General features: G+C 42.0%; 21 protein-coding genes. 5 read left to right on the top strand and 16 right to left on the bottom strand.

Translation table 11 applies throughout. The annotated features are described in order from the left end of the window. Nucleotides 1–642, top strand: a 642-nt coding sequence (locus tag M2108_RS30485) for a LexA family protein (protein WP_481856970.1), incomplete at its 5' end; no start/stop codon positions are given. Between the two features lie 81 nt (nt 643–723). Continuing rightward, a complete protein-coding gene (locus tag M2108_RS30480) occupies nt 724–1,305 on the top strand; it encodes a hypothetical protein (protein WP_277473227.1) in 582 nt (193 codons plus the stop codon). 282 nt (nt 1,306–1,587) lie between these two features. Here M2108_RS30480 and M2108_RS30475 read toward each other — a convergent pair whose 3' ends face one another. Together M2108_RS30475 and M2108_RS30470 are read right to left on the bottom strand one after the other, a co-directional pair. Continuing rightward, a complete protein-coding gene (locus M2108_RS30475; protein WP_277473226.1) occupies nt 1,588–2,397 on the bottom strand; it encodes a hypothetical protein in 810 nt (269 codons plus the stop codon). After that, on the bottom strand, nt 2,385–2,960 hold the full coding sequence (locus M2108_RS30470; RefSeq protein WP_277473225.1) for a hypothetical protein: 576 nt from the start codon (nt 2,958–2,960) through the stop codon (nt 2,385–2,387). Before M2108_RS30470 ends, M2108_RS30475 begins: the two co-directional genes overlap by 13 nt. Before the next feature lie 258 nt (nt 2,961–3,218). Here M2108_RS30470 and M2108_RS30465 point away from each other — a divergent pair, with 258 nt between their 5' ends. Next, entirely contained in the window at nt 3,219–3,854 is a 636-nt protein-coding gene (locus tag M2108_RS30465; RefSeq protein WP_346780653.1) for an ATP-dependent DNA ligase, read from the top strand. 206 nt (nt 3,855–4,060) lie between these two features. Here the strand turns inward: M2108_RS30465 and M2108_RS30460 are convergent, their stop codons facing one another. The 6 genes from M2108_RS30460 to M2108_RS30435 form a co-directional block, all read right to left on the bottom strand. Further along, the gene (locus M2108_RS30460) at nt 4,061–6,451 is read right to left on the bottom strand and encodes a heavy metal translocating P-type ATPase (RefSeq protein WP_277473224.1); all 2,391 of its coding nucleotides are present in this window, start codon (nt 6,449–6,451) and stop codon (nt 4,061–4,063) included. After that, a complete protein-coding gene (locus tag M2108_RS30455; RefSeq protein ID WP_277473223.1) occupies nt 6,444–6,809 on the bottom strand; it encodes an ArsR/SmtB family transcription factor in 366 nt (121 codons plus the stop codon). The genes M2108_RS30460 and M2108_RS30455 overlap by 8 nt, the downstream gene beginning before the upstream one ends. Nucleotides 6,810–6,892: 83 nt before the next feature. After that, nucleotides 6,893–7,516 (bottom strand): class I SAM-dependent methyltransferase, encoded by a 624-nt coding sequence (locus M2108_RS30450; protein ID WP_277473222.1) that lies wholly within the window; start codon nt 7,514–7,516, stop codon nt 6,893–6,895. A 227-nt stretch (nt 7,517–7,743) separates the two neighbouring features. Continuing rightward, nucleotides 7,744–9,075 carry a hypothetical protein gene (locus M2108_RS30445; protein ID WP_277506468.1) on the bottom strand — a complete coding sequence of 444 codons (1,332 nt, stop codon included), beginning with the start codon at nt 9,073–9,075 and terminating at the stop codon, nt 7,744–7,746. A 15-nt stretch (nt 9,076–9,090) separates the two neighbouring features. After that, on the bottom strand, nt 9,091–9,393 hold the full coding sequence (locus M2108_RS30440) for a helix-turn-helix domain-containing protein (protein WP_277473218.1): 303 nt from the start codon (nt 9,391–9,393) through the stop codon (nt 9,091–9,093). Further along, a complete protein-coding gene (locus M2108_RS30435; RefSeq protein WP_277473217.1) occupies nt 9,393–10,454 on the bottom strand; it encodes a tyrosine-type recombinase/integrase in 1,062 nt (353 codons plus the stop codon). The genes M2108_RS30440 and M2108_RS30435 overlap by 1 nt, the downstream gene beginning before the upstream one ends. 191 nt (nt 10,455–10,645) lie before the next feature. Between M2108_RS30435 and M2108_RS31495 the strand changes: the two genes are divergently transcribed. Then, nucleotides 10,646–10,783 (top strand): hypothetical protein, encoded by a 138-nt coding sequence (locus M2108_RS31495; protein WP_346780654.1) that lies wholly within the window; start codon nt 10,646–10,648, stop codon nt 10,781–10,783. Between the two features lie 36 nt (nt 10,784–10,819). Then, nucleotides 10,820–11,491, top strand: coding sequence for an SOS response-associated peptidase (locus M2108_RS30425; protein ID WP_277473216.1), 672 nt, complete (start codon nt 10,820–10,822; stop codon nt 11,489–11,491). 342 nt (nt 11,492–11,833) lie between these two features. On the opposite strand, the gene M2108_RS30415 is transcribed toward M2108_RS30425, so the two are convergent. The 8 genes from M2108_RS30415 to M2108_RS30380 form a co-directional block, all read right to left on the bottom strand. Then, nucleotides 11,834–12,055: a hypothetical protein gene (locus M2108_RS30415; protein WP_277473214.1), complete on the bottom strand. Its 222-nt coding sequence runs from the start codon at nt 12,053–12,055 to the stop codon at nt 11,834–11,836. Then, a complete protein-coding gene (locus M2108_RS30410; protein ID WP_277473213.1) occupies nt 12,048–12,737 on the bottom strand; it encodes an AbiTii domain-containing protein in 690 nt (229 codons plus the stop codon). Before M2108_RS30410 ends, M2108_RS30415 begins: the two co-directional genes overlap by 8 nt. A gap of 170 nt (nt 12,738–12,907) precedes the next feature. After that, nucleotides 12,908–13,123 (bottom strand): phage holin, encoded by a 216-nt coding sequence (locus M2108_RS30405; RefSeq protein WP_277473212.1) that lies wholly within the window; start codon nt 13,121–13,123, stop codon nt 12,908–12,910. Nucleotides 13,124–13,125: 2 nt separating this feature from the next. Then, nucleotides 13,126–13,842: an N-acetylmuramoyl-L-alanine amidase gene (locus M2108_RS30400; protein ID WP_277473210.1), complete on the bottom strand. Its 717-nt coding sequence runs from the start codon at nt 13,840–13,842 to the stop codon at nt 13,126–13,128. Nucleotide 13,843: 1 nt separating this feature from the next. Next, entirely contained in the window at nt 13,844–14,200 is a 357-nt protein-coding gene (locus M2108_RS30395; RefSeq protein ID WP_277473209.1) for a hypothetical protein, read from the bottom strand. A gap of 144 nt (nt 14,201–14,344) precedes the next feature. Continuing rightward, the gene (locus tag M2108_RS30390; protein WP_277473208.1) at nt 14,345–14,449 is read right to left on the bottom strand and encodes a CD1375 family protein; all 105 of its coding nucleotides are present in this window, start codon (nt 14,447–14,449) and stop codon (nt 14,345–14,347) included. Next, the gene (locus M2108_RS30385; RefSeq protein ID WP_277473207.1) at nt 14,442–14,984 is read right to left on the bottom strand and encodes a hypothetical protein; all 543 of its coding nucleotides are present in this window, start codon (nt 14,982–14,984) and stop codon (nt 14,442–14,444) included. Before M2108_RS30385 ends, M2108_RS30390 begins: the two co-directional genes overlap by 8 nt. Nucleotides 14,985–15,009: 25 nt before the next feature. Beyond that, the coding region (locus tag M2108_RS30380) for a hypothetical protein (RefSeq protein ID WP_277506469.1) at nt 15,010–17,643 on the bottom strand (2,634 nt) is incomplete at its 5' end.

Genomic DNA, 17,643 nt, shown 5'->3' with positions numbered 1-17,643 from the left:
GGTTCGAAAGATTCAAAAACTTTTTATATTGTGGTAGGACAAAATATCAAAAAGTACCGTGATCTAAGAAATTACAGCCTTCAGGTGTTGGCAGAAAAAATTGGAATTACAAAAAAAACAGTTCAAAGATATGAACATGGTGAACATAAAATCGACATGGATCGACTAAAAGAAATAGCAGTTGCCTTGGGTGTTACAGTTAATCAATTAACCGAAGGTGCATATACATATCTGGGCGAAGAGCCCGCAGAAACAGAAAACATAAGTCTGCCAATCGTAGGAAAAATCTCCTGTGGTAATGGTCGAGTAGCTTATGAATCTATTGAGGGGTATGAAACAACCCCGCGTTCTTGGATTAATGGCGGCCAATATTTCTACTTGAGAGCTAAAGGCGATAGCATGAACGGGGCACGCATTTATGACGGGGATTTACTCTTGATTCGGCAACAGGAAGAAGTTGAAGATGGAGAGATTGCAGCAGTACTGATTGACGATGAGGCAGTTTTGAAGAAGGTTTACAAGCAAAATAATGCTTTGATTTTACAATCTACAAATCCAAATTATCCTCCTATCGTTTTAACTGGAGGAGAAACGAACATCCGTATCATTGGAAAATTGAAAAAAGTAGTGATTAACTTTTAAAATATATAATCAACAATGGTAGTATTTGCCTAAATCTGATAGACTATTTTTGTTAATGATTATCAGTTTTAGGGGGACAACATGAATAAACCATTTTATAAGCGCTGGATGTTTTGGGTGATCGTCATCGTGGTTGGCGGAACCATCGGGCTGCTGACAGGTAATGACGATCCGGCTGATCAGGCAACGCCTGCGGCGACAGAGGAAGCGCAGCCTGTTGTTGCCGAGCAAACTGCTGAACCGACCGTTGCCCCAAGTACTGGAGAAACCAGCTCAGTTGAAGCATCTATCAGCTGGGAATCAGCAATTAAACAGATTTCACAATCGGATACTGACCCTACTCAAAAAGCTGATGCAGCTGAAGTTTTAGCGCGTGATTATCAGCCCTCTGCTGAGGAGATTAAAGATTTTCAATCTCAAATTATAGAGGAATTTACCGCTCAAAATTACTTATCTCAAAACAACGAAGCTGAATATATGCTAACCAATATCTTTAAATCTGTGGTTGTTGAGCGTGCAAACGAGGGCTCACCTATTGGCGACTTTGCATATGACTATTACCAAAACACCAAGTATACATTCCGTGGTGCTGACGCTCCTGACAGCGAATCTGTTAAAAGCAATGAGGAACAAATGAAAAAAGCACTCGACAAAATAAAATAACTAAAGCCCCGGGAAGGCACCCCGGGGCTTTCTTATGTAAGGCTGGCAGATACGATTTCCTTAATCCGCAACCATTATACAGCTTAATCTTTTAGTTGCCCGATCAATCACAAAAATGCAATCTATGGCGATTTTCGAAAAAATTAAACGTCGAAATGTTATAGGAACTCTACTGCTCAAACAACTCGGTTGGCGAAGCAGACCGCTGGCTTGTACTATGACACTTTTTTCTGTAAAACCACATGTCATGGTGAACATCACCTTGCTACTGAGGTAAATTACTTAACCTGTTGGCAACATATGACTAAAAGTATCTATATCATTTTTCTTTTTATTTAGCAGAATATGATCATCCTTAATTTGTATCTCTTCTGGTAAAAACACATCACGAACTAAGTTAGACTCAAATTCAATAGTATCTTCGGGATATACCTTTTCGCCTTTTGCAGTTGTACTAGTGAGCTCTACTCTATATGTAATGCAAGATTTATATTCCTTAAACAAGCTATATTCGTCAGAACTAACCTGAGTTTCTTCTGGGGCTCCGAAAACGTTTTGAGCTTGTGTTTCCTCAGATAAAGCTCTGATAATGTTGAAAAATGTTTGATTACAGCTTTTATAATAGTACTCTAACTCCTCCAAACTCATCGGTGGAGCCCCTGCAGCATTTCCTTGAATTTTTCTATTATGAATTCTCCTAAATAGTATTTGTGAACTTTCTACAGTAACTAAAACAAACTCCATTGTATAACCGGCTTTAAGCAAAACTTCAATATCTTTCTGTACTCCACCTATGGTTACTCCTTGAAGAAAGAGCACTAACTCCTTTTCATCTGAGGTATTTTTCTGTTGTAGCAAATCGGTAAATTCTGAAGACAACAATTCTATAAGATGACTAGTTGTTCTCCATATAATGTCAAAAGGCGAATTATGATTAGTCTTAATTAAGGGGAGGTGAAAAAAGTTCTTATTTAAGATATCTTTATCAACATTAATAGCTTGATAATTGTTGTATTTTGCTTTTACTTCTCGGCCAAAGGTAAAAGATTTACCTGTAGCGGGTGGTCCAAAGAGAACTATTACTTTTGGCAAAGCACATCTCTCCTTATCGCTTCTTTAACTTCCTCAAAAGTGGTTTCAAACTGACTAAATAATAAATTAATAGTTTTCAACGTAAGACTCTCATAATCAATACTTAAAATCATTTGTCCTACGTTGTATGCGAGCATTTGTTTAAGATATTCCTTGGTTTCACCTTCATAATCTTTATCAATTCTAATGATTTCTTTTAAAACAAAGTGCTGAATTCTCTGAACATCTTGATTTACATCTCGTGAAATTAAATCTGCTGCAAAGAAAGCCCCTGTAAGTCTCTCTTGCTTTTTATGATCTATAACTTGTACAGGTAGTTTGGGTAGTTTTGAATGCCTAGGTTTTTTACCACGAATCTTTACCATATTATCATCTGGCTTAGAATCAATATTAATCAAAGGAGTGACTCTTACACCTAATTTATGTCTTTTGGAACTGATACTGCGTTGTGCAAGTGAATTGCGTATAAGCCTTCTATCATACACATCAGGAAACCTTTGACCCAGTTCAAATCTTATCTCCTTTGCACCTTTTCCATTTTTTTTTACAACTTTTTTTTCCAACAAAGCTTACCACCTCCGTTCATGGTCTTGGAATATATTCTGTACTTACTTCATCCTAGTCTTATCTCCCCCAAATATGTATCTTAGAATATAACTCCACCCCTTTTTCCCTTATTTTACAATTTGATATTACTGCAATTATGCAGATAAGTATAGCAAAACATATGATATAGGAAATTGAATGTAATACGGCTAGTCCCAATACTTACCGCCCCAGAAGGGCTTAGTTAAGCCTTATAATCATTAAGAGGTGAAACTATGTTTATATCCCCTATGCTGCTGCAGACGGCTCCAGGGCCGTTCTCGCACAGTGAATTTATATATGAGCCCAAGATAGACGGGCATCGCTTGATTTATTCACAACAGAACGGAAAGATCCGGCTGTATACCCGGCACGATAATGACTGCACCCGGCAATACCACGAGTTGCAGCTGCCCTTTGCAGACGATGTAATCCTGGACGGAGAGGTGGCCTGCGTCGATCCGACAACAGGAGTATCTGATTTCGAATCGATTATGAGCCGATTTAGCGCCCGCCGGACTGATAAGATAACCCAGCTCACCGGCACCCTGCCAGCTTATTACGGCATCTTTGACATCCTCCAGTACAAAGGCCAAGACCTCACTGGTTTGCCTCTGATGCGCCGCAAAGAGATACTGGCAAGATTAGCCCTCCCTTCCGGTAGCTTCGGCATAGTACCGCACGTAGACGGTGCAGGTGAGGCTTTATTCCAGCAGATCGAGGTACGAGGAATGGAAGGTGTAGTGGGCAAACGTAAAAATAGCATTTATGAGATTGGCCGGCGCAGTCATGCCTGGCAGAAGGTTATTAACTGGACGTATGCTGAGGTGTATATCACCGGCTACCGCAAACAGGAATTTGGCTGGAAATGATTATGTTGGTTTAATCTATGTTTAACATTCGCATATCTTTGAGGGTTTAAGAAGAGTGAATGAAAGAAACAGTAATAGATGTTAATCGTGGCAAAGACCATGACAGCACAACCCATAACTAATACATATAACTTACGCCCTTTGAAAAGAAAAGTGGGTTAGGAGTGAAAACTCCTAACCCCTTCTGATTTTCTTAGCATTTTTTCTTACTCTTTGACTCTCATCAGTCGCAAACCATTTAATGCAACCAAGAGCGTTGCTCCCATATCGGAAAGGATAGCAATCCAGAGCGTTAGCCAACCAGGGATAACAAGTAGTAAAGCAATGGTTTTAATAGCTAGTGCAAACGTAATATTTTGCTTAATGACGTTTAAAGCTTTACGGCTTAATTTTATCGCGAATGGAAGCTTTCTTAAATCGTCGCCCATTAATGCTACATCAGCCGTTTCTAGCGCTGTATCAGTACCTGCTCCACCCATGGCAATTCCTACCGTAGAAGCTGCGAGAGCTGGAGCATCATTAACTCCATCACCGACCATAGCTACGTTCCCGTATTCGGATCTTAACAGTTTAATGTAGTCTAACTTATCTTGTGGCATAAGTTCAGCTTGCACATCTGACACACCAACATGGCTTGCTATCGCATTTGCGGTACCTTTGTTATCGCCGGTAAGCATGATCGTCTTCTTAACACCGAGATTATGAAGCTTTTGAATAATGTCTTTACTGGATTCACGCACCTCATCTGCTACTGCGATCACCGCGAGAATTTCTTTGTCCGATCCTATAACCATAGCTGTTTTCCCTTGACTTTGTAGTGTGGTAACCATTTGCTCTTGTTCATTACTGAATTGAGCAGTAACTAACTCCTTAAAGAGTTTCGGATTACCAACGTAATAAATTGTCCCGTTTACTGTACCTTTAATTCCTTTACCGGTAATAGAGGAGAAGTCATCAACTAAGACTTCGGAATAAGAAATACGTTCTTGTTCCGCTTTCTTCATGATGGCCGAAGCAAGTGGATGCTGTGAACGGTACTCTAACGCAGTAATGATGGACAGTAATTCTTTATCATTCGTTTTATCGCTGAATACGTTAAAATCCGTTACAACCGGGACTCCTTTAGTAAGGGTGCCTGTTTTATCAAAAGCAATAGCCTTTAATGCTCCCATCTCTTCGAGATAAATACCGCCTTTCACAAGCACACCGTTTTTCGCTGCATTTCCGATTGCAGATACAATGGAGATCGGAGTTGAAATTACGAGCGCGCATGGGCACCCTACAACAAGTACTGATAAGCCTTGATAAACCCATGCAGCCCAACTTCCATCAAAGAAGAGTGGAGGAACAATCGCGACTAAAGCAGCAATGATCATAATAATTGGCGTGTAGTATTTTGCAAACTTATCGACAAAAGCTTGAGATGGTGCACGTTCCCCCTGTGCCTCTTCAACCAGGTGTATAATCTTAGCAATAGTCGTATCATCAACCAGCTTAGTGACCTTAACTTCAAGGAGGCCCTCTTCGTTCAACGTCCCCGCAAAAACCTCGTCATCCATTGTTTTACCAACAGGAACGGACTCTCCAGTGATCGCAGCCTGATTAACTGCAGAGTTACCATTGACTACTACACCATCCATGGCAATCTTTTGACCGGGCTTAACAATCATGATATCGCCTATAGCGATATCAGCAACATCTACCAGCATCTCATGTCCATTCCGTCTTACCAGTGCTTCTTTTGGGGCTATATCCATTAGGGAACGTATGGATTGCCTTGCCCGGTCCATCGAGAATCGTTCTAACGCCTCACTAATCGCAAAGAGGATAACCACAATTGCCCCTTCGGCCCATTCACCAATGATAGCAGCTCCGATAATAGCCACAGTCATGAGTGTCTTCATATCAAATTCAAATCTCAACAAGTTCTGGAAACCAACCTTAAAGAGCGAAAATCCACCGATTACTATAGAGGCAGCAAATAGCAGGGAAGTAATGAGATTTTCTTCACCATTTACAATTTGAGAAATATACCCGAAAACAACCAACAAGAAAGCATTTAACAGCACACTATGCTTTTTATAGAATGGTTCTTTTACTTCTTTAACACCCTCTAAATTAGCTTGCCGTACTGGCTTTTCAGGGGTAACTTTTAGATTTTCAAAAGCGCCGGCTTTCTCCAATTCCTCAATGGACGCATTGCCGTATACAGCAATCTTAGAAGCCCCAAAATTCACCTTAGCATCCTGAACCCCCGGGAGCTGTTTGACATTATTCTCAAACTTACCTGCACAATTGGCACATGTAAATCCATGAACGTTAAATACGTTTTTTTCCTCACTCACTTCCGGTTTTGGCACCCGCACAGGTTTTTCCGGAATGATTTTAAGATTCTCGAAAGCGCCTGCTTTCTCCAATTCTTCAATTGATGTATTACCGTATACGGAAACTTTTGAAGCCCCGAAGTTCACCTTTGCATCTTGAACTCCTGGCAACCTCTTGACATTATTCTCGAACTTTCCTGCACAATTCGCACAAGTGAAGCCTTCAACACGGTACACGGTTCTGTTTTCTAATGCTTCAACTTCTTTACTCAACGCCAACAACCTCCTTTTGATGCTCAATAGCGAGCCTAATCATTTGTTTAAGCTGCTGATCCTCCAAAGAATAAAAAACAAGCTTTCCCTCTTTTCGATACTTAGCAATCCCCATGTTTCGCAGCAGCCGTAGATGATGGGAAGCCGTCGCCATCGTGGACCCGATAATATTGGAAACATCACAGACACATAATTCGTCTTCATCGCACAGTGCATAGGCGATCTTTAGCCGCGTTTGGTCTGCTAGCACTTTGAAGATTTGAGCCATATCCTGAAAATCTGTTTTGTTTATTTTTTCCCGGACCCGATTAACCTTATCCTCGTCATAACAAAAAATCTCGCATGTATCTTGACTCATCCAATCACCTCTAATTTTTTTATTTAACTATCCTTTTCATAAGCCAACGAACTGACGGAATTGCCTAAAACCCCATAGTTGCTTTATCCTTTAATCTTACGAAGTTTTATTTTTCGATACATACCGTTAAATAAGACAGACATATCTTCCTCTACTCGAATATTGTCTTCGTAAGGTTGTAAAATCTGTTCAAATTTACGACCAATGTCTGTTCCCATTGTTGCAATGATGGGACGGATGAGTTTCTTAATTATTGGCAATCCCCGGGATGAAGGAGCAAATTTATCGAAAATCACTATAGATCCTTCAGTTCGAGTAACCCGAATCATTTCTTGAATACATTGATCCGGATCGGGGACGACAGATAGTATTAAATTTGCAATGACCACATCGAATGATTCGGATGGAAAGGACAAATTTTGTGCATCCATTTCTTTAAACGTAAAATTTTGTGACTCATATTTTTTTCTTGCTTTATCAAGCATTTCAGCTGACAGGTCGATTGCAGTAACAGAAATATCTTTATCCGTAATAAACTGTAGATCTGCACCGGTACCAACGCCAACAAAAAGGGTATTGCTTCTAGCCTTTATGTCGAGGTTTTCAAAAATTTGTTTCCGAGCCCGAAAAAAAGGACCGGAATTAAAGAAGTAATCATAAAAAGGAGCCCAGAATCGATAAATAACCTTGTTCCAAGAGTTCTTCATAACCTGATGTTTTACATCCCCCTTTACAATCAAATATGTATTTGAGTATTATAATATAACAAATTATTTCAATAATCAAATAGATGTTTGATTAATAAACGAATTCAAATTATTGCATTATTTTAGTTGTTCAGAAAGCGGATTAGCTTTAAAAGTTGATTTTGATTTAGAAATGAAAAATGAGGAGTGCAAAAATGCACTCCTCATCTAATTTCGGATGTGTTTAGTTATAGAACTTTTTGTTCTTTTATCTCCTCTTCTAATAAATAGTCCTCAAACTTTCCGTATCTTTTAGCGTTAGTAATCGAAAGACCGAACCCCTCGATCAGAATTTGCGGACCATAATTGGCCGCAAATGAATAAAAACAATTCATCCGTAAAGTTCGAGAAGTATGATCTGTCAATAATTTGATTAATTTCGTAATGTAATCTGTCGTTATTGGTCTATCTTCGTATAAACCTCTGACGCCGATCTTTCTAACCACTAGATAGGTTCTTGTTTCTATAGACTTCATATGAGATCTTTCGATTAAATATTGTTGTAAAGTCTCTAATTCATCTTCAGACATAAAAACAGGAGGACGCCCAGAGACCATTATCTTTTTATCATCAATAGCAACATCAGTCAATTTTATTAACGAAATCTGCTTTGGAGACAAGCCATGATAAAAAGAAAAACTACTAAGCAACGCAGGTAAAGGGTGAGATTTCCAGCTATTCTTAATTACCTTAGCGATTCTCTTAAGTTCTTCAAATGACAATGGCTGTGTGCTTGGAGGGAGCTCACGTATTGGGGTATCTATTAACGGCACGTGGGTAATTATCCTTTTCTTTATGGCTAAGCTAAACAAAAGAAGAAGGTTTTTAACAGCTAGCTGTCTTACCGAGAGTTTTAATGATAATAAATAATCCTGTACATGTCTTTCCTGTAACATATCCCAAGAAGATACATCACAGTTTAGAAGAGTCCAATTTATTAGTCGGTTAAAACTTTGAATATCACTCAGAATTGAACTTAATTCCAAAGGTTTTAAAGCACCCATTTTAATTTGTTTCTCTCTTAACGATTTCAACTCATCATAGTATATTTGTATCAGCCTTCTAAAAGAGTCTGGAATACGCTGTATATGTCTTGTGATCTTTTCTATACTGATATCATCTTTGGTTATGGGTGAAATTATTTTCTCTGCAATAAGAAAAGGAAATAAACTAGCTTTTACAGCAGTAACATCTCCTACGATTTTCTGTTCATTATTTAGCCAATCCATAGTGATATTACTGGGGGTGAGAAATTGTCTTTCCGCTACACCTAGGATTCTAATTACAGATAATAAATTGCGCCGTTTAGTGATAGGGCTGAGATCCCGATTTTCGAGGAACCTATTATAGCGCAACACTAGCTGTATAGGCCAATCCTTATTAAAGGTGAACGCTAAATTCTCAGGAGAAAGAAGTCTCGTTATTCGGTCAGTGAAGCGACAAGATATGCATCTATTTCGCGATTCTTTATTTTCACTAATTGTTAGTTGTCTTCCACAATCTTTGCACGATTTGCTCATATTATAACCTCTTAATTAAATTGGTGGCAGCCGATCATTTGCAACCTTTGTTTTCACTATTTCGGACGGATTATCTTCTCGACGATTGGCATATGTAGCTTTATGCCTCCATAAATCACTTGGAGTACAACCTAATGCTGTACAAAGAGCATCCATCGTTTCTGCTTTTACTTGTTTTGGGGCGTTAGCGAGTAACAAACTTATAGAAGGTGCTGTCAAGCTATAGCCAGCCTTCTCATTCATAAGCCGAATTAATTCTGCTCCGGTCCATATTCCTCTTTCAGCCATAACCTGTCTTAAACGCCATTCTAGAGCCATTAGGTGTCCCCTCCATCTTCCAACATTCTTTTCCACTTTTCTTGTGCCATGGTAATTCTCTTTTCGAGATAATTTGAACCTGGATTTGAATAAGTGAGCGTAGTTGTTATATCAACATGCCCTAATAATGTTTTAAGTGTTAATAAATCAACACCTGCCTCAGTCAAACGAGTTGCAAAAGAATGACGCAATTGATGTGGACTGAACAGTTCATGGTCTTTAAAGCCTAATTCTTCTTGTCTTCTTCGTAAATTACTTCTAGTTGTATTCTTTTGGATTCGGGTTCCAGATTCATTCATAAATAATGGTCCATTATTGTCATTACTAAATTTAGGGCGAATCTCGGTGATGTACCATCTAAGAAGAGTGTCCAGACCATCTAACATCGGTACCCACCTGCGTTTATACCCTGAACCTTTTGCACCTTTACCATACCGAATATAAAGTTTTCCACTGTCGCCTAAATCGAACCGGCAATCAGACATGTCCAACATGGTTGCTTCAAATAGTCTCATTCCAGACAATTCAATTGCTCGAAAAAAAGTGTAGTCCCTTGCAATAGTATAATATTTCCGTGCATGTTTAATCTGCTGCTTCATTCCGTCCCAAAATCTTTCGAGTAATTCAGAATCAGGAGGATAGACTTTACCCTCCGTATCTCCTCGAAGATGTATGTGACGGTTAAAGCGGTCTAGTACAATTGGTACTGAGACTCTAAAGTTTTGCCATATTTCATGTCCATATCTTGATCGAATGAAATCTAAAAAGGATGTTAGGCTTGACTGATATTTACGTCTAGTGGAATACGCCAATCCCTTTCCCACCAGCCCTTCATAAAACTTGTCAACATCTAGAATCGTTATTTCCCAAATAAAATGATTGCATCCTTTTAAAAATTCTAATACTTTAGATAAATTTAGCGCAATCGTAGCATCGGTGTAACCAACGATCTTTTGTTGTCTTTCCCATGAGGCAAGTAATTTTGATTGAAACTCAGCGGATTCTTCGTATGAACTAATACCTGTCATTTCATTATTAATTAGGGTAAGTGTATTCTTCATCAATTGATATCAATTCCTTAGATGTTGTTTAAAATATTTAGACAGCATCTAATATATCACAATCAAATCAGGAGATAAACATGATATTTTCCCGGTGGCTGGCAGCTGTACCAGGTCCGTCTGGTAAACTCCGGCCAGTTGGGATAATTGAGTTTGGGGCATCCCCGGTGCATAAGCAGGCATTCCGGGGTGTGGCCACTCAATTGGTCACAGGTGAGGATAAGAAGTTTGTACACCTGGCTCCGCGGCTGCGGGCTAAGGTCAAAATGAGAAACTGGACTAAATCGGGAATGCTCCGCACACCAGTGTTTGAACAGTTCATTATTTGATTATTATAGTGACATCCTTGTTTGGAGGTTGATTATATGTGTGGACGCTATACTATCACTGTAACGCTGGAAGAGTTAATTACTCATTATATGATTGATGACAGCAAAATAGCCGTTTTGAAGCCAAACTATAATGTAGCACCTATGCATAATATCCCGGCTGTATATGCCGGCGATTCCGGAAACCGACTGGGCGAGCTCCGCTGGGGCTTGGTACCGGTTTGGGCAAAGGATGAGAAGATTGGCAATAAGATGATTAATGCCCGTGCAGAGACGGTGGCCGAAAAACCTGCTTTTAAACGGCTGCTCAAATCTCGCCGCTGTATCATTCCGGCAGATGGATTTTATGAGTGGAAAAAGGATGGCAAGAACAAACAACCCATGCGTATTCTGCTTAATGATGGCAGCATCTTTTCCTTCGCAGGGCTATGGGATACATGGGAAGACGGTGACGGCAAGAAGCTCAGTACCTGCACCATCATAACCACAGAACCAAATAGTCTGATATCTGACATACACGACCGTATGCCGGTGATTCTTCGGCCAGAAGATGAGGCAGAATGGCTGGAGAGAGATAATGATGACGTGGAGTCTTTACTGAAACTGCTGAAGCCCTACGATGCATCAAAAATGCGGGCTTATAAAGTCCCTTCGGCTGTCGGAAATGTGCGGAATAACTCTAAGGAATTACTTGAGGATATTGGATGAAAAATAACCCGTCAGGCATAAGCCCGGCGGGTCATTTTATGTATGCACCTAAGCAAGCACCATTCTAAATTCAAATTCATTTCGACGATAATAAGCGTCTGCAATTTTTATACTTTCTGGACTCCACTTTTGCACTGGACCACCATAATCAACGACGCAGCCAGCTAGATCTCCGCGGAGCTCAAATACCGTAACTCGGGCTTGGCTTAGGGCTGCCATGAGGAAGTCAGTATCGCTCTCAAGAACTTTATATGTACTACTCACAATTAATCACTCCATATGAAAATACCCCACCGAAAATGGGCAGGGTACATTGATTTTTTATCCTTATGTAATAAATTATCAAAACAAGCTTTCAATAAACTCGACTATATGTTTCCAAAATGAAAAGAGAAGAACAAAGCCAGTTATTAATGAGATGATTACAGAAAGAAGTATAGGATGTCGTTGAGAGAAAGTTTTTTTCTTGGGAGGTTTTTCGTTAATATTATTAAGGGTATTGGTTTGATGTCCAATCGAACTCTTGTTAATTTTATTTCCATCTCCAATTTTAATATCAGCCATTACTCTTCCCCCCAAAAAAATTTCCAAACCTTGATTTATTAATTTTATTTTTATCTCCAACTTCTATTGAATCACCATAAATAATTTTCTCAATGTTATATATTACTTGTTCTTTCTTTTCGACATCATCATTTAATTGAGGTCTTATATCTAATTCATCTAAATTATCAAACGTTTTTTCAAGTTCCATTATTATGTCAGCCAATTTTGATTTCACTTGAGAAACAATTCCTTCAATCTGATTAGAAGATATTTTAACAATCATGCCAGCTATTTGAAGATCAATATTTGATATACTATGACAAAATGCGGTCGGAACTTGTTTAGCGAAGTTTTCTCTGTTCTCTCCACTAAGGATCGATTCAATACTTGCAATTCCATCTCTTATATGTACAGTAGATATTTTATCAATTTGATCCTTAGTAATTAAAGATTCCAAAGGTACTGGTGAATTTTTATACGTAAAACTTTGATTAACCATAAAGGTTCCGGTTGGAACACCTTTTAAAACTCTGTAACTCGGAATTTCAGACTTTTCATTATATCCTTCAAATTCTCCGTTAATCCAATTTATTATTACATCGTTATTCAGATCATTCATAATAATTTTCAATCTCATTAATATACTTTCAATACTTGTTTTTCCGCCTACCAAATCTTTAAGAAGCTGGCTTCTACTCATGATTATCATATCCTTTATCAGTATATATGCTTACAGTACAAAAACTCCATATCACATCCAAATATTACGATGATACTTTGGTAGTCTTGGTAATCTATTCTAAATGATTAATCAATCATCTGTAAACGACAAAAAGCCCACCGGCCGGAGCCAGTGGGCATTGTTCTGTCCTATTCCTTATCCGTGTACCCTTTTCCGGCCTCCGGATTACTCACGATTCCTAGCACAACCAGAATCCCCAGGATCGCATTAACCGCTGCTGTAGCCTCATCATACTTCTCCGGGGCGAACTGCACCCCAAAGATTGTGCCGACCGTCTGAAACCCCAGCAGCACTGCTGCCGTCAGGGATACCCACATACCGTAATTCCGCCATTTGCTCTTCATAACTATTTGACCTCCTTCGTCAGTGTAACGACCTTATTCGCTTGATCCCAACCCACGGTCAGGCCCAACGCCTCAGCCACAGCACGCACTGGCAGATATGTCACCCCATCCTCCAGAAAGCCGTTCTGAATCTGCTTGCCGTTGACCTTGACGGTCACCATTACATCTTTCTTCAAGCTATCGTCCTCCTTTTGATTGATTGCTGCATACAGCCGTTCCCACGGAAATTTAGGTCCAGGGCAGAACGGTTTGCGCTTCGGGTCTACTTGGAAGTGCCCGATTACATGCTTGCGATCAAGCAGCAGATCCTTGCCATAGATGCACTTGACCTCGCTGGCAATGTATTTATGCAGCCAGACGGTTGCAGCAAATTGTGCCTCTGTCAGAGTACCGTCAGTGCCCTCATGCTCAATACTGACGGTATATTTATTTGGATTTACAGGAGCCTGCTCTTTCACGATGGCCGCCGTTGCTCTCGGAATGTCTGCAGCCTTCAGGCCGTTTGCCCAAGCCATTTTCCTAATATCCACGTACTGATGAATTACACCCGCTTTCGATACACCAAAATGCGCGCTGCTTTCCTCATTCCCAGATGAGGTGAACCAGGAGTCCATGCTGCTCATGGCCCCGCCGCTGATATGATTTACGATCGCTATCGGTATATGTCCATCCCGGCTACTTGAATTCGTGTGGGCATTGCCCTTTTGAATGATCTGCACGTTATTTCCCTCCTATGAAGATGTATCCGACAATAACAAAGATCGTCCCGCCGATCACATACTTGAGCAAGTCCATCCAGAACTTTCGTTCAGTCTGATTGTCCTTGCCGGACTGCTGCAACAGCATAAAAATCCGGTTCTCCAGCTGATCAAACTTTCCCATGATGGCATTGAACTGGACCTTCATTTCGATGGTCGATTCCTTGATCTGCTTGATGTTCTCCTCATGCCGGTGATCGTTTTCTTCCAAGAGCTTCAGCTTGGTGTTCGCAGTGACGTTCTCGGCTGACAACCGTGTAAACTCTGCTGCCAGCCCCTGCAGCTGCTGCTCTACATCATCCAGCCTTTGCAAAGGCATTACATCCCCGCTCCCTCCTCTGTTTTGCGTTCCCCCGTCAGACATTATGACCGCTCCCTCTCTCTATTTGGTGGGCAAAGCAAAGCCCCCGGATCAGCTCCGAGGGCAAAATAAAAACGCCTCTTTAGGCGCTACCGTTAATCTCTATTCAACCTCCAGCAGTGCGGCTACGTCTGGACGGATAACTTCCGGCACCTGTTCCAGCGTCTTCAGGCCCTTTCGGATCAAGCTTGCATATACCTTAGCCATTGTTTACTTCACCTCCCTCTGCAGGGGCTTCTGGCGTTACAGGCTGCTGCCCGGCGAGTACCAGCTCGTACAGCTCTGTGAGCGCCAGCTGCGCATCTGCTGCCTCCTGCCGGGTAACCTGCAGCTCCTCAAATGTTTCAACCAATGCGAGTTGCGCGTCCTGCAGTTGAGCCTCAGTGTCATTCAGGCGGGTAAGCGTTTCGGCCAGCTGCTGCGCGGTGTCAGCCGCTCCCGCCTCAACGATCTCTATCCTGCCCTCCAGTGGGTTGGGCTGCGGGCCTGGGAAGGTAAACTCCAAGGTACCGGACTCCGGATTTACCCGGTAGCTCTCGGCTTGCGAAAACTCACGGGAATGCTGGCCGTACTGCAGTTTGAGCACGCCGACCGTCTCCCGGACGCGCTGAGCCAACTCCTTGATGCTTGCAAAGTCCTGATCCTCCGTAGGCTCCGTATAACTGCGGCCGACATACTCCCCGGTATTATGGATTACATTGCCGGTTGCCTTATCGTAATATATCTTCATGCCGATTTGCATTTTCTTCTCTCCCATCTAATTTGATTTAGCCAAGTATATACTGCGCCTTGAAATTAAGTCCGATTTCTGGATAGTTCAGTGTGGCATAAGCTCCCCCAGATTGGGTTACAAACACCGCTCCTGATATTACTCCTGTTGACGGATCATAATTTATACTGCCATATTGGAAAGTTACTTTGGCTGGCGAGCTTGTCGTGCCGGTAACAATCTCTGAGACTGGTGCAGGCTGGTCTTTAATATAGGACACTGTAAAACACAACTTACTGGAGCCAGAAACTTGAGTTGATGACAAATATAGATTTGAGTTATACACGTTGTACATTGTCAATGCCAGTAAGGTTTTGCCTGTAGGCACTGTAAAGGAAAACGGGAAAATAATCGTTGTACTATTAACTTGAGATGGGACGATAGAGCCAAATCCATCATATGTCGCCGTGACAGGCATATACGTGCCAGTTACTACACCCCCTTCAGTCCCGATAGTATAGCCGCTGAGTACCTGCGCTGCGCCGGCTGTTCCATACTCACCCCCTTCACCCTGTAAGATAAAAGCCGTTCCGTCATAAACAAGCGTATAGACTCCGCCGAGAGCCAAAGCAGCATTGTTGCCGTTTGGCTTTTTAATGGATTTGGCTCCAAGGCCGTTGACGTTAAGCGTAGCCGGGCCAGGGCTGGCGACATGGGTCTTGATAGTCAAGCGTAACCCTGCAGTCAGCGCAGCAGGCGCAGGGTTTAAGCTGGTCGCCAATGCCGCATAGGTGCCGGTGGTAACGGCGTATGCCAAAGAGCCTTGCACCACTTCGGACAAGGTTTTTCCAGCGTGCAGATCGGCATCAAGGCCGCTGTAAGCCCCCATGTTTCCGCTATTCCAGAGCTTTTGATTTACTCCGTCAAGTTTGACATACATTGTGTTGGTTGCATCATCGTAAACAAGCCCATCATCATTAGCAAACTTAATGGATGTACTCGTTGTAAGATTGCCCGCAGAATCAATAGCTGCTAAACCATTGACTACACCCTTGCTTGCAATAAAGGATGTTAAATCCTGCCGCAAGTTATCCGCCTTTGCCTCAATGTAATCGTCCGCAAAGTCCTGCCTGTCATTCTCCTGCCGCAGCTCTGCTGTACTCAGTACCAGATCAGATACCACGCCGCCCAGGCCCGTCCGCCATGTGGCTGCTGTCTCTATGACATTAGCCGTAAGAGCGTATTTGTCCAGGGCGATGTAGGTGACATAGTAATCCTTTGTGGTATCATAGTAAGCTCCCGGGATACCCGCCCGCGCCCCATTATCTGTTCCAGACACACCCATCGCATTAACAGCCCATACTCTAGGCATCACATCGGCACCGGCATAAATCTCTATAAACCTAGCCAAGCGTTTCGACGTTTTAGACGCAGAGTACGGTGGATCGCTTCGGTTAATTTCCCAGTAGTTAGCACCAGCTACGTTAAACACTGGAGTCACTTTCTCGCGCTGCACGATGCCCGTCTCTACACTGATCTGATTGCCTCCTGGGTGCAGTGTAATACTGCCCTCTGCATTCGGGATGACAACCGGCACAGCGGCAGAGGCCAGAACGTAATCCAGCGTATATGGTTGCCAAAATGCTGTAAAAGGTGCTTGTGATGTCGGAACAGCGGTAACCGCCCCTGTATTGCTAGTGGCACCGATAACGGTCCAGGTCTTTGTTCCACTTCCGTTGTACGAAGTACCGAAGGTGCCGTTGTTCATGCGGTATCCCAGAAAATACGCTGCAATTTCAGCGGCGCTCGGCGTGTATGTTTCACCCCACCCGGAGTCAGTGTCTGCAATATATATATTTACAATTTCTCCGCTTCCGTAAAGGTAGAAGAGGTCTGCCTCAGATGCGGCGGTGTCGCCTTTGCGATTCTTCAGAACTTTTCCATCGCTTTTTATGACGATACCGTTACCATAAGTGGTCGGCAGTGGCATGTTGCTCCCTGCAACTGATACCCGCTTAAATCCCGTATAGTCAGTGCTAAATGCATAGGTGAGTGAGGCATCCAAGATTATATTTTTCTTAATTCGCTCTACATACATCCACTCTGTACCCGCACTATATACGCTATCCTTCACATCTCCGATCTGGCCGAGAGCAACTGGGAGGATAACAGACTGTGGCTCCGCTGGGGTAAACGGTGTAGGAGTGCTGCCGAGTTCAAGCTGCCAGTTTTTAAAGGTGAATGTTCCAGTTAGAGCATTAGAAAAAGCAGCCCGAATTTTTGAATAACCTACCGGAGCTATGAAGATAACGGGAGACTGGGTTGCATCTGTGAGTGTCACAATTGGCGCAGTTTCAGTGCCGGCAACATCAACAAGAGTTATATACAACCTTGCACCATAACCGCCCAAATTTGCTGCTATAGTGTAAGTCGCACCCGGAGCATAAGGAATGTCCATATACGATTTTTGGAATGTGGCTGTAGCCGTAAGTGTTAGATCATACGGCCCGTTCATCTTTGCATTTGCATGCAAGGCATCTGGTGTTCCCAATAGCATATTACGCCCCTGTTTTGTAATAGCTACTCCCTGTACATGCTGCTTGCCGTCTACATAAGGCCAGTAGGCATCAACCGCCTCGTCCGTTATCGTAGAGCCAATGGCCGCATACTCAGCCGCTGTAACTTCGTACAG

Source organism: Paenibacillus sp. PastM-3 (assembly GCF_029893965.1).
Classification (GTDB): Bacteria; Bacillota; Bacilli; order Paenibacillales; family Paenibacillaceae; genus Paenibacillus_AQ.
The sequence above is the reverse complement of the archived record's forward strand: the minus strand, read 5'-3'. Positions and strand labels throughout refer to the sequence as shown.